We start from the raw sequence: 13,888 nt of genomic DNA, 5'->3' as shown, positions 1-13,888 counted from the left end.
AAAAATAAGTGGAAAACGATATTAAATTCTATATTTGCAGTTCCAAATTGAGAAATTAAGAACAAAAATTATACGCACAAATCCTATGGAATATTTAGATTTTGAGCTTCCTATAAAAGAGCTTGAAGAGCAATTAGATAAATGTGTTGTTATTGGCTTAGAATCAGATGTTGATGTTACAAATACCTGTAAGCAAATCAACAAAAAACTGGAAGAAACCAAAAAACAGATTTATAAAAACTTAACTGCATGGCAACGTGTGCAGTTGTCGAGACATCCAAGCAGACCTTATACTTTGGATCATATCAAAGGAATTTGTGGCGATACTTTTCTGGAACTTCATGGCGATAGAGGCTTCAAAGATGATAAAGCTATGATTGGCGGTTTAGGAAAAATTGGAGGACAATCTTTTATGATTGTTGGACAACAAAAAGGATTCAATACCAAGACACGTCAGTATAGAAATTTTGGAATGGCAAATCCTGAAGGTTACAGAAAAGCGTTACGCTTAATGAAAATGGCCGAAAAATTTAATATTCCTGTTGTTACTTTGATCGATACTCCTGGAGCTTATCCAGGTTTGGAAGCTGAAGAAAGAGGACAAGGAGAAGCCATTGCCAGAAATATATTTGAAATGGTGCGGTTGAAAGTGCCAATCATTACAGTAATTGTTGGAGAAGGGGCATCGGGAGGTGCATTGGGAATAGGTGTTGGAGATCGCGTTTATATGTTGGAAAACACTTGGTATTCTGTAATTTCACCAGAATCTTGTTCATCTATTTTATGGAAAAGCTGGGATTACAAAGAACAAGCTGCCGAGGCCTTGAAGCTAACTTCAGCCGACATGAAAAAACAAAAATTAGTCGATGATATTATTCCAGAACCTTTAGGGGGAGCCCATTATGACAGAGAGACTACTTTTAATACAGTTGAGCAATATATCCTGAAAGGATACAATGAGTTGAAAGACTTATCAACAGAGGAGTTAATTGCACAAAGAATGGATAAATACTGTAGAATGGGTGAGTTTAAAGAATAAAACTCCATTTTTAAGTTCTAAATCCGAAGCCTTACAGTTTCGGATTTTTTTTTGGTTATAAACAAAAAGAAAGAATTTATAAACAATAAATCCTAATAACTCAATTGTGATTTTTTTTTTAATTTAGTTACATTCGCTTCATGGAAAATTTCAAAAATATCAGCCCTGTTAAAGTGGACAAAACAACAATTATTAACCTGGAAAAAGGTAAATTACCTCCGCAGGCATTAGATTTGGAGGAGGCTGTGCTAGGGGCAATGATGATTGACAAAAAGGGAGTGGATGATGTAATTGATATTCTTCAGCCTGATGCATTTTACAAGGATGCACACAAATATATATTTGAGGCTATTGTACAATTATTCAATGACACACAACCAATCGATTTGCTGACGGTTTCAGCACAACTTAGAAAAAATGCAAAATTAGATCTTGCTGGTGGCGATTTTTATTTAATTCAGCTTACGCAAAAGATTTCTTCGTCGGCACACATCGAATTTCACTCCAGGATTATTCTTCAAAAATTCATTCAACGAAGTTTGATTCGAATTTCGTCTGAAATCATTGAAGATTCATACGATGAAACAGCAGATGTATTCGATTTATTAGATAAAGCCGAATCCAAACTTTATGAAGTAACACAAGGAAATATCAAACGTAGTTCCGAAACGGCGCAAAGTTTGGTGCTTCAGGCCAAAAAACGTATCGAGGAAATTGCGGGTCAGGAAGGTCTTAGTGGGGTGGCTACCGGTTTTGATAAATTGGATAAACTGACTTCGGGTTGGCAACCAAGTGACTTAATTATCATTGCGGCGAGACCAGCGATGGGAAAAACAGCTTTTGTCTTGTCGATGACTAGAAATATCGCCATTGATTTTGGACATCCTGTAGCTTTGTTCTCTCTAGAGATGGCATCAGTACAGTTAATTACTCGTTTGATTTCATCCGAAACCGGATTGTCATCAGAGAAACTCCGTACCGGAAAATTAGAAAAACACGAATGGGAACAGCTTAGTACAAAAGTTAAGAACCTTGAAAAAGCACCTATTTTTATTGACGATACCCCATCGTTGTCTATTTTTGATTTACGTGCCAAAGCAAGACGTTTGGTGTCGCAACACGGTATAAAAATTATCATTATTGATTATTTGCAGTTAATGACTGCCGGAGGTGCTGCTGGAAAGGGTGGAGGAAACAGAGAACAGGAAATTTCGACAATTTCCCGAAACCTTAAAGCATTGGCAAAAGAGTTGAATGTTCCTGTAATTGCACTATCGCAGTTATCGCGTGCAGTTGAAACTCGTGGTTCTAGCAAAAGACCGTTGCTTTCGGATCTTCGTGAATCGGGAGCGATCGAGCAGGATGCGGATATTGTTTCCTTTTTATACCGCCCCGAATATTACAAAATCGATGAATGGGATGATGAAGAAGCGTCTCCAACAGCAGGTCAGGCAGAGATTATGATTGCCAAGCATAGAAATGGTGGTATCGAAAATGTTCGTTTGAAATTTATTGGTCACCTTGGACGATTTGATAACCTTGAAGATTATGGCAGTGGTTATGATGATTTGCCATCGAGCATGAATCATGATGAAAGCCCTTTCATAACCAAAAACCTTCCATCGGCAAATGAGGCTTTTGGAAGCAATTTTAATCATGATGACGAGGATGATGGTGATGTTCCTTTTTAAAATTTAAAAGTGATAATTTCTAAGAAAGAGAGAATAGACTAGTAAACTAGGATATTCTCTTTTTTTGTAAAAATGATTTTTATTTTATAAAAAAAGTTTAACCGCAAAGAACGCAAAGATTTATTTTTTTTGAAAAACGCAAGGTTCGCAAAGCTTTGCGAACCTTGCGGAGTATTGGAAAAGCATTGAAAAACTTTGCGCTCTTTGCGGTAAATAAAAGAATTACAACAATAATCGAATTCAAGTTCGTATGTAAAAAAAAATATTTTTATAAAAGATAAAAAGTGCGACTTTACTTCCTTCCGATTATCTTTGTTATAAAATAGTTTCAAAATGATGCGTAAAAGAATTCTTTTCTTGTTTGTTTTTCTGTTATCGATTTCTTCGAGGGCTTCATATATTTTGTTGCCAATGGACGAAACTACTCAGCAAAATCATCTTAAAGCGTATGGAATCACCTATTGGGTTTTGGCTAAAAACTACAAAGCAAGTTGGTTGCTTAATTATCGCGGAGGTTCTTTTCTGTTGCCCGATGCCGAGGAAATCAGGAAAGAATGTCAAATACGAGGAGTGAGTTTTGAAGTTATTTCGGATGCCGAGGAAACAGCAATCTTAAATGAGATTTCCAGTCCATCACAAAATATGGAAGCTGTTGTATTAGAAAAGGCTCCAAAAATTGCGGTTTACACACCTGAAGGAAAACAGCCATGGGATGATGCAGTTACTTTGGTGTTGACTTATGCCGAAATTCCGTTTACACCAATATATGATGAGGCAGTTTTGAGTGACCAATTATTGCTTTACGATTGGCTGCATCTGCATCATGAGGATTATACCGGTCAATATGGAAAGTTCTACGCGGCTTATAAAAATGTTCCCTGGTACATCGACCAAAAGAGAGATGCCGAAGCTTTGGCTAAAAAATTAGGTTATCAAAAAGTTTCTCAGGAAAAAGGAGCTGTTGCCAAAAAGATTAGGGATTTCGTGATTGGAGGAGGTTTTTTGTTTGCGATGTGTTCTGCTACAGATAGTTTTGATATTGCACTGGCGGCAGATGGTGTTGATATATGCGAATCAATGTTTGATGGCGATCCAAGCGAACCCAATTATCAGTCCAAACTTAATTTTAATAATACTTTTGCTTTCAAAAATTTTACTTTGGAGAGAAGACCAGAACAATATGAGTTTTCGGATATTGATATGACGCTGAAAAGGAGAATTCCTATGGACAAAGATTATTTTACATTGATGGATTATTCGGCCAAATGGGATTTTATTCCCAGTATGTTGTGCCAAAATCATACACAATTGGTTAAAGGTTTTATGGGACAAACGACTTCTTTTGATTCAGATTTGATAAAATCGAATGTACTTGTTATGGGTGTTTGTGAGCTGAATGGTGAAGCACGCTATATTCATGGGGAAAAAGGGAAAGGAATGTTTACTTTTTATGGAGGTCACGATCCAGAGGATTACCAGCATCAGGTGGGTGACCCTCCGACGGTTTTGGATTTGCATCCTAATTCCCCCGGATACAGATTGATTTTGAATAATGTTTTGTTTCCGGCGGCGAGAAAGAAAAAACAAAAAACGTAAAAATTAAAATCCAAAAATTGAAAATCCCAAATTCCAATTACAGCTATTGGAATTTGGGATTTTTTTATTTGGAATTTATTTTCAAAATTAATTAAGGGAAAATTCAAACCATATAGGGAGATGATCAGAAATTTTTCGGGCTTCTTTTAGTGAAATGAAATTTTTATAAAATAGAATAGCATCCGATTTTATAAAGTTTATGGAATTTGTTTTATAAAAAATATTATCATATTCGGAGGCGAGATAATTACCATTTTTTGGTTTTGTTTTCAGTGATGTTTTTTGATTTGTCAAAATTGGAGAAAAGCCCATTTTTTTTAAGGGTGTAAAAACAGAATGTGACTGAGGACAATTGAAATCCCCTGCAAACAGTAAGTTTTGTGTTGGATATTCCTGAGGTAAAAGCTTAAAATATTTAATTTCGGTTTCGGGTTGTTTACTTTTGGTAATGGCGTGAAAAGAGGCAATAGTTATGTTTTTTCCATTGATTTCGAAAGTGGCAAAATAAGGTTCTCGGTCTATTTCTATATGATAGTTGCGTTCCAACCAAGGTTTTCCTCTTAATTTTATGTTTTTCGTTTTCCAAAGAAAAGCATAACGTTCTGTTTTATAGGAACTACTTGAAGTAGGATCACTTATTCGGTAATCCCATTTTGCTCCTTTACGGTTAAGGGCATCAGCGAGTCTCACCACAGCTTGAGCGCCGCCATTTCCGGCAACAACTTCTTGGATGGCAGCTATATCATAGTCTTTTATAACATTAGCAATAAATTCAACGTCTTGGTCAGATTTGGATTTTCCAAAGTTTTCCAGATTCCAAGAAAGGAGTTTGGTTTGGGAAATGGCCGTAAAGGAAAAGAAAAATAATAGATAAAAAAGGATTGATTTCATGTTTTTGGGACAACTATTTCAGCCTGCAAATGTATCTTATTTTGGAGCAAATTAAAACCGATTTCGTTATTTAAACTGACAAAAATCATATTAATATGGGTTTTGGCGAAGTAATTTTATTGTGAAAATGCAATGCTATTTTTATTAATTTTAATACAAATTCAATTTCTATCCAAAACGCTGTTATTTTGAAAAATTTATCCAAACTTCTGATCGCTTTTTTTCCTGTTTTAATCTTCGCTCAAAGCGGAACTCAAAAAGAAGTAAATCATCAGATGCAAACCTGGGTTTCGCTCAATTCTGTGACCAAGTTCAGTGACCATTGGGGGATTGCTGGAGATGTCCATATTCGTGAAAACGGATTTTTTGAAAGCAATAATTTTTATTTATTGAGAGGCGGAATTGCATATATCCCAAATGCTTCTGTTTCAATCACAGGAGGATATGCACATATGTGGTTGGCTCCTACAAAAGAGGGGTGGTCAACTTATGCCGATGAAAACAGAATATACGAACAGGCACAGTTGATTACCAAAATTGGAAAAGTAAGTGTCCTTCAAAGGCTAAGAAATGAGCAAAGATGGCAGGAAAAAATGGCTAATGATACGCCTACAGGAGAACTTCGCTTTACAAACAGAGTGCGTTATTTGGCCAGTTTTAACATCCCGATTTTTGATGATAAAAAAATGCCTTCTTTGGTTTTGTCTGATGAAATATTGATTCATTTTGGGAAAGAAGTGGTTTACAACACATTTGACCAAAATCGATTATTTATTGGAATCAAACAAAATGTTAACCCAAAATTGAGTTTTGATTTGGGGTATATGAATGTATATCAGCAAAAATATACCGGTTATCAGTATGATATGAATCACACGATTCGGCTGTTCTTTTATCTGAATTCATCGTTAAAACACAGTATTCCAAAACCAGCTGTACATCAATCTGGAGACGAATAGTTTTCTATATGTTTAGTTTTAAGGTAGATAAATATCGAAAAGATTATTCTTAACCGATATTTAATGAATTGGTATCGAATATTTTTGTAAGTTTATGTTCTAAAATTCAGAATAAATTTTTTGGATTTCAGTTTTAAGGTTTTCTTTTATTGTACAAAATGATTTTTTAAAAATTTCATTTTTGATTTCATGCAGTAGATGTTTTTTGTTGATTTAAAATAAGAATTAATAATATAAACTCATTAAAATGGAAGACAATACTGGTTATTCTATATTACGTAATCCCCGATTGAATAAAGGAACTGCTTTTTCCCTTGAGGAAAGAGAAAAATATGGGTTGTTGGGAATGTTGCCCGAAGCCGTAGAAACAATTGAAACACAAATTTTGCGAATTCATGAGCAATTGGACAATTTTTCGAAACCAATCAATCAATATATTTACTTAATGCAGTTGTTGGAAAACAATGAAACTTTGTTTTTTAAGACAATTTCCAGCGATCCGGTTAAATATTTGCCATTGGTTTATACTCCAACTGTTGGAGAAGCCTGTCAAAAGTTTGGTCAAGTAACCCGAAGACAAAGAGGATTGTATCTTTCCATAAAACAAAAAGACAATTTAAAACAAATCCTTAAGAATTGGAAAGAAGATGATGTGCGATTTACCGTTGTCACAGATGGCGGACGTATATTGGGATTGGGAGATTTAGGTATTTTTGGTTTAGGAATTCCTATCGGGAAATTGGTTTTATATACCAGTTGTGGCGGTGTTCCTCCAGAATATACCCTTCCGATTGTTTTGGATGTAGGAACCAATAATGAAGATTTTTTGAATGATCCTTTATATCCTGGGTTAAAATGCAAAAGGATTCGCGGAAAAGAGTTTGATGATTTTGTTGCTGCTTTTGTTGAAGCGATGAATGAGGTTTTTCCTAAAATATGTATACAATGGGAAGATTTTCCTGGAGTTGACGCCATCAAGATATTGAATGATTACAAAGAGAAAGTCTGTACTTTTAATGATGATATACAGGGGACAGCAGCGGTTGCAACCGCAGGATTTATTTCGATAAGCCGCTTGATGAAAAAAAGATTTGTAGACCAGCGTTTTTTGTTTTTGGGAGCAGGTGCAGCGGCTTTTGGCATTGCTGATATGCTGGTCAAAAAGTTTCAAAGAGACGGACTTACAGAAGAAGAAGCTTTAAAACAGATTTGGATGTTTGATGTAAATGGATTATTGGTCAAAAGCCGAACAGATCTTGCCGAACATCAATTGCAGTTTGCACACGATTCTGAAACTTGCAATGATTTTGCCGAAGCAGTTCTAAAAATAAAACCTACTGCTATTGTTGGTGTGAGTACAGTAGGAGGAGCATTCAACCAGCAGGTAATTGAAAATATGAGTGCCATAAATGAAAATCCGATAATTTTCCCTTATTCCAACCCAACTTCCCACTCAGAATGTACTGCAGAACAGGCTTATAATTGGAGTAAAGGGAAAGCCATTTTTGCAAGCGGAAGTCCATTTGCACCGGTAGAATATCAAGGAAAAACATTTACGCCGGGACAAGGAAATAATGTGTTTATTTTTCCGGCATTGGGACTTGCTATTTTTGCTACCGAAGCTACAAGAGTAACAGATGAAATGTTGTTGACGGCCTCTGAAGCAGTCGCTGAACAGGTAAGTTTTGCCGATTTTGAAAAAGGATTAATCTATCCTAGTGTAGCCGATATATTAAAAGTATCCATAAATGTTGCTGTAAAAGTTGCCAAAGAAATTTTTGATTCCGGCTTGGCAGGAGTTGAACGACCTGAAAATATCAGTGATTTTATCAAAAGCAAAATGTACATACCGGAGTATAAATAGTTTTTTTGATTAAAAAAAGCTGAGAATCTTTTTTTAATTGTGTATATTTATGTACTAACTTTATTGTTAATTTAAAAACCGGCCCTGGTTTTTAAAAGAGTGTGTTTTGTTAATGGATTTTAATTTGAAGTTAATGGAAGAAATTGCACATATTTTACGACAGCATCCCGAACTGGCTGTTTTTTTAACACTATCACTGGGTTTTGCTTTAGGGCATATAAAAATTGGCACTTTTAAAATTGGAGTGGTTTTGGGAACCTTGTTCGCAGGTGTGCTTATTGGACAATTGAACATTGAAATTCCACCGATTGTAAAAACTATTTTCTTTGATTTTTTTCTTTTTGCAACCGGTTACAAAGTTGGGCCTCAATTTTTTCAGGGATTAAAGAAAAATGCATTTCCACAATTAATGTTAACCATCGTGATTTGTGTCTCTTGCTTATTAATAGCTTATGGAATGGCGCTATTTTTAAATTATGATACGGGGACTGCAGCGGGACTTTTGGCAGGAGCATTTTCGGAGTCAACACTTATTGGAACGGCGTCGGAAGCGATTCATCAATTGCCAATAGCTGAGCCAGAAAAAATCAGATTAATTAACCATATACCAGTGGCTTATTCTCTTACCTATCTTATCGGGGCAACTTCATTTGTTTTCTTTTTGACAACAATTGCTCCCAAATTATTGAGGATTAATTTGGTTGAAGAAAGTGAAAAACTTAGTCAAACTTTAACTGGAGATACAGAGCATGAGCCGGGAATTCAATCTGCTTATCAGAGATGGATTATCAGAGCTTATCAAATTACAAATGAGAAATGGGTTGGCTTGACGATATCCGAATTTGAAAAAAAGAATAAAGAGTTGCGATTAATCATCCAGAGAATGAGACATAATCTGGAATTAATCGAACCGACTCCCGAAACTATAATTCATAAAGATGATATATTGGTAATAATGGCGCAGCACGGTATTATTTTGAATAGTCTTTCGAATATTGGTCCAGAAGTTTTGGATGAAGAATTACTGAAGTTTCCATTGGCACATATGGATGTAACCATTACAAACAAAGAAATTTCGGGAAAAACAATCAAACAATTGCGCAAGCGTTTCGCCAATGGATTGATGTTGGATAAAATTACCCGGGAATATCAGGAAATACCTTTTAATTTAAATACTGTTTTGCTTAGAGGAGATGTTTTGAAACTCACTGGAAAAATGGATTTGATAGAAAAAGCGGCTAAAGAAATAGGCTATTTGGATCGATTAAGTGTAGCCACCGATATTGTTTTTCTTGGTTTAGGAATTGTTTTGGGAGGGCTTTTCGGATTGTTGTCCATAACAATTTTTGGTATTTCGATAACATTAACTACCAGCGGAGGAGCTTTAGTAATGGGATTGGTTTTTGGTTGGTTACATTCGCGAACACCAATATTTGGAGGAATTCCAGAACCTGCCTTATGGATTTTTGACAATGTTGGATTGGCAACTTTTATCGGTTTGGTAGGAATGGCAGCTGGCCCCAGTTTTATTTCTGGACTTCAAGAAATGGGTTTTAGTATTGTTATAGCTGGTTTTGTTGTTGCAATCGTTCCGCATATTATCGGACTTCTTTTTGGAAAATATGTACTCAAAATGAATCCAATCATTTTATTGGGAGCTCAAACAGGAGCCGGAACTTCAACTATTGGACTAAAAGCGATACAGGATGCTTCGGCAAGTAAATTTCCGGTTTTGGGGTACACTATTCCCTATGCACTGGGAAATATTCTCTTAACTGCCTGGGGGCCAATTTTAGTTTCAATGATGAACTAATAAATAATATCAATTAAATTTTAACATCAATTTTTATAATTCTAATTATGGGAACAACAAGAAAAGAACATGACTTTTTAGGCGAATTGGAAATTCCAGACCATCTGTATTACGGAATTCAAACGTTTAGAGCGGTTGAGAATTTTAATATAACAGGGATTCCAATTTCTAGAGAGCCATTATTCATAAAGGCATTGGGCTATGTAAAAAAAGCAGCCGCAATGGCCAATAAAGATTGTGGAGCATTAGATGCAAAAATAGCCGAGGCTATTTGTTATGGAAGCGATCAGGTAATAGCAGGTAAATTCGATCAGGAATTTGTCAGCGATTTGATACAGGGAGGGGCTGGAACATCCGTAAATATGAATGCCAATGAGGTTATCGCCAATATTGGTTTGGAATATCTGGGACATAAAAAAGGAGAATATAAATTTTTGCATCCCAATAATCATGTGAATTGTTCCCAATCAACAAATGATGCATATCCATCCGCCTTTAGAATTGCGCTGTATTTAAAGATGGATTCCTTTATAAAAACGGTCGAAAATCTTGAAAAAGCTTTTTTAGCAAAAGGGAATGAGTTCAAAAATGTTTTAAAAATGGGTAGAACTCAACTGCAGGATGCCGTGCCAATGACATTGGGACAGGAATTCCATTCTTATGCGACTACCATTGGTGAAGACGTTTTAAGGTTAAAAGATGCTCAAAGTTTGGTGTTAGATATTAATATGGGAGCTACTGCAATTGGTACCAAAGTAAATGCACCAGAAGGTTATCCGGAAATATGTGTCAATTATTTGGCTCAAGAAATTGGAATTCCATTGACATTATCACCAGACTTGATTGAAGCAACGGTTGATACAGGAGCTTATGTTCAAATTATGGGTACAATGAAAAGAACAGCGGTTAAAATCTCAAAAATATGTAATGATTTGAGATTGCTGAGCTCGGGACCAAGAACAGGATTGAATGAAATTAATCTTCCGGCACGCCAACCTGGGTCTTCTATAATGCCCGGAAAAGTAAATCCAGTAATTCCCGAAGTGGTAAATCAAACCTGTTTTTATGTAATTGGACAAGATTTAACAGTGACTATGGCTGCCGAAGCCGGACAATTACAATTAAATGTTATGGAACCAGTAATTTCTTTTGCGATGTTTACTTCTTTGGATTATTTGTCAAAAGCCATTCAGACATTAATTGATAAATGTATTGTAGGCATTACTGCAAATGAGCAACATTGCTATGATATGGTGATGAACAGTATTGGAATTGTAACTCAATTAAACCCAATAATAGGATACGAAGAAAGTGCCAGTATCGCAGGAGACGCTTTGAAAACAGGAAAAAGTGTTCACCAAATTGCAGTTGTTGAACGAAAATTAATAACCCAAGAAAAATGGGACGAAATTTATTCAACAGATAATTTAATTCACCCTAGATATATAACCTCGTAGTTATAATCGGGCAATTGATGTGATAAGTAAATGATAACTAAATTAACTTTAACTTGATAAATTATGAAAAAGATTGCTTTATTATTTATGATTTCAGTTTTTGTTTTACCGATACAGGCTCAAAATAAAACTCAAAAAACTTCCCCCCGAATCATTATTCTGGCAACAGGTGGAACCATAGCCGGCTCCGGAGCATCATCGACAAAAGCAGCTTATACTGCGGGAAAAGTGCCTATTGACGATTTGTTGAATGCAGTTCCTCAAATTCATGATTATGGAAAAATATCCGGAGAACAAATCGCTCAAATAGGCAGTCAAGATATGAATGTGGTAACTTGGTTAAAGTTATCAAAAAGGATAAATGAAATCTTCAAAAATAATGAAGCTGACGCCATTGTTGTTACTCATGGAACTGATACTCAGGAAGAAACTGCCTATTTTTTAGATTTAACCGTAATGTCAGACAAACCTGTTGTGATAGTTGGAGCCATGCGTCCATCTACAGCGATGAGTCAGGATGGAAATAGAAATTTACTTGATGCAGTAATGGTTGCCGCAAGTCCAAAAAGCCAAGGAAAAGGAGTAATTGTGGCTATGGACGAAAAGATTTTTGACGCCAGGGATGTGACCAAAACCAGCACTACAAACTTAGAAACTTTTCAGTCGCGTAACTTCGGGCCGATAGGATTGATTTATGACGGAAAGGTAAATTATTACTATAAATCATTAAGAAATCCTTCTAATAAGTTTGATGTAACAAATCTGACTTCATTGCCACAGGTTGAAATCGTTTATGGTTATGCCGATGCAAGTCCGGTATCGGTAACAGGAATTATTAATTCTGGTGTAAAAGGAATTGTGTACGCCGGAATGGGGAACGGAAATTTTGGAGAACCTGTTGGAAAAGCATTGGCCGATGCTTCCAAAAAAGGAATATTGGTTTGCCGTTCTGCAAGAGCCGGTTCTGGTAGAATTACTTTGGAAAATGAAGTGAAAGATGCCGAACTTGGTTTTGTGGTTTCAGATGATTTAAATCCTCAAAAGTCCAGAGTTTTATTAATGTTGGCTTTGACCAAAACAAGCGATAGGGAAAAAATTCAGCAGTATTTCTTTGAATATTGATGAGTAGGGAGAAGAGTTTTTATGTTTCAATTTTTGGATTCAAATAGAAAAAATCGGTAACCTTAAATATGGCTGTATGATTTGGATTGAGTTTATTGTTCTTATCGGAATGATACTTGTTGGGGCACAAATGAAAGGTATTGGGCTAGGCGTAATGGGTATGGTTGGATTATTTATTTTTCTTTTTGTTTTCAAAATGAAGCCTACAGATCCGCCTCTCGATGTAATGCTGATTATTATGGCTATAGTAACAACAGCAGCAACTTTGCAGGCTTCTGGAGGGTTGGATTATCTGGTCAACTTAGCAGAGAAAATTATCAAAAGCAATCCGTCAAATATTACATTCATCGCTCCATTTACTGTTTACTTTTTGTGTTTGTTTGCAGGAACAGCTCATATAGTTTATTCTTTATTGCCAATTATTTCTGAAGTATCGGCTAAGAAAGGAATCCGACCAGAACGTCCATTAAGTATTTCGGTTATTGCTTCTCATTTGGCCTTGACAGGAAGCCCTATGAGTGCTGCTACCGCTGCTTTGGTTGTGATTTTGGGCTATCCGGGAGCTTTGGTGGATATTATGATGATTTGCATTCCTGCTTGTATCATTGGAGTATTAATAGGTTGTTTTTCTGTTTTTAAAATGGGAGCTGAATTGAATGAAGACCCTGTTTTTCTCCAAAAGATGAAAGATCCTGAATTTGCAAAAACCATGATGACAGATGTTGAAGGAGTAGAAAAACAGTTAAAGCCCGGTGCAAAAACATCTGTTTTGATATTCACTTTTGCAATTGTTTTGATTGTTATTGCCGGAGCTTTTCCAAATTTAGTTCCAAGTTTTGAATCAGGGAAGAGAACCCTTGCCGTAGCAGCCAATGGTTCGTTGTCAATGGTAACAATAATTAGTGTAATTACACTAACGGCTTCTGCAGCCATGATGCTGATAACCAAAACCAGTACTGCCGAGGTTACAAAAGCCAGTTTGTTTACCTCGATGGCTTCTGCAGTAGTGTCTGTGTTTGGAGTGGTTTGGATGAGTTCTACTTTTATGAATTCAAATGAGCAAATAATAGAACATGCTTTAGGCGGAATTGTTAATGATTATCCTTGGACTTTTTCTGTTGCTGTTTTTATAATGGGTATTTTGATGTTTAGTCAGGCGGCTACAACCAAAACAATGATGCCTTTAGGAATTGCGCTTGGACTTCCACCATCGGCTTTGATGGCAATATTCCCCGCTGTAAATAGTGACTTTGTTTTGCCAGGATACCCGACATTATTGGCTGCTATAAATTTTGACAGGACAGGGAGTACCAAAATTGGGAAATATGTAATTAATCACAGTTTTAATTTACCCGGCGTAGTTGCTATTGGAGTGGCAATTGCAGTTGGATTTTTGTTAGGATCGATTTTTTTGTGAATTTTAAAATGAAATAAAAGTTAATAACCAGAGGCGATT

General features: G+C 35.9%; 10 protein-coding genes. 9 read left to right on the top strand and 1 reads right to left on the bottom strand.

What is annotated here, in order from left to right:
- Positions 1-85: 85 nt before the first annotated feature.
- From EM308_RS17215 to EM308_RS17200, 3 genes are all read left to right on the top strand, one after another.
- On the top strand, positions 86-1,039 hold the full coding sequence (locus EM308_RS17215) for an acetyl-CoA carboxylase carboxyltransferase subunit alpha (protein ID WP_035633059.1): 954 nt from the start codon (positions 86-88) through the stop codon (positions 1,037-1,039).
- Positions 1,040-1,179: 140 nt separating this feature from the next.
- The gene (dnaB, locus tag EM308_RS17210; RefSeq protein WP_035633056.1) at positions 1,180-2,730 is read left to right on the top strand and encodes a replicative DNA helicase; all 1,551 of its coding nucleotides are present in this window, start codon (positions 1,180-1,182) and stop codon (positions 2,728-2,730) included.
- Positions 2,731-3,063: 333 nt separating this feature from the next.
- Complete coding sequence (locus EM308_RS17200) at positions 3,064-4,326, top strand: asparagine synthetase B (protein WP_394332819.1); 1,263 nt, start codon at positions 3,064-3,066, stop codon at positions 4,324-4,326.
- A gap of 87 nt (positions 4,327-4,413) precedes the next feature.
- Here EM308_RS17200 and EM308_RS17195 read toward each other — a convergent pair whose 3' ends face one another.
- Positions 4,414-5,217 carry an endonuclease/exonuclease/phosphatase family protein gene (locus EM308_RS17195; protein WP_035633052.1) on the bottom strand — a complete coding sequence of 268 codons (804 nt, stop codon included), beginning with the start codon at positions 5,215-5,217 and terminating at the stop codon, positions 4,414-4,416.
- Positions 5,218-5,405: 188 nt separating this feature from the next.
- Between EM308_RS17195 and EM308_RS17190 the strand changes: the two genes are divergently transcribed.
- From EM308_RS17190 to EM308_RS17165, 6 genes are all read left to right on the top strand, one after another.
- Positions 5,406-6,176: a DUF2490 domain-containing protein gene (locus tag EM308_RS17190; RefSeq protein WP_051877603.1), complete on the top strand. Its 771-nt coding sequence runs from the start codon at positions 5,406-5,408 to the stop codon at positions 6,174-6,176.
- Between the two features lie 247 nt (positions 6,177-6,423).
- Positions 6,424-8,040 (top strand): NAD-dependent malic enzyme, encoded by a 1,617-nt coding sequence (locus EM308_RS17185; RefSeq protein WP_035633050.1) that lies wholly within the window; start codon positions 6,424-6,426, stop codon positions 8,038-8,040.
- Positions 8,041-8,173: 133 nt separating this feature from the next.
- Positions 8,174-9,853 carry an aspartate-alanine antiporter gene (gene aspT, locus EM308_RS17180; RefSeq protein ID WP_035633271.1) on the top strand — a complete coding sequence of 560 codons (1,680 nt, stop codon included), beginning with the start codon at positions 8,174-8,176 and terminating at the stop codon, positions 9,851-9,853.
- A gap of 47 nt (positions 9,854-9,900) precedes the next feature.
- The gene (gene aspA, locus EM308_RS17175; protein WP_035633048.1) at positions 9,901-11,310 is read left to right on the top strand and encodes an aspartate ammonia-lyase; all 1,410 of its coding nucleotides are present in this window, start codon (positions 9,901-9,903) and stop codon (positions 11,308-11,310) included.
- A 63-nt stretch (positions 11,311-11,373) separates the two neighbouring features.
- Positions 11,374-12,432 carry a type II asparaginase gene (locus EM308_RS17170; protein WP_035633045.1) on the top strand — a complete coding sequence of 353 codons (1,059 nt, stop codon included), beginning with the start codon at positions 11,374-11,376 and terminating at the stop codon, positions 12,430-12,432.
- Between the two features lie 76 nt (positions 12,433-12,508).
- Positions 12,509-13,849 (top strand): anaerobic C4-dicarboxylate transporter family protein, encoded by a 1,341-nt coding sequence (locus tag EM308_RS17165; RefSeq protein ID WP_035633042.1) that lies wholly within the window; start codon positions 12,509-12,511, stop codon positions 13,847-13,849.
- Positions 13,850-13,888 lie beyond the last annotated feature (39 nt).

Origin of the sequence: Flavobacterium gilvum (genome assembly GCF_001761465.1) — a bacterium.
GTDB lineage: Bacteria > Bacteroidota > Bacteroidia > Flavobacteriales > Flavobacteriaceae > Flavobacterium > Flavobacterium gilvum.
The sequence above is the reverse complement of the archived record's forward strand: the minus strand, read 5'-3'. Positions and strand labels throughout refer to the sequence as shown.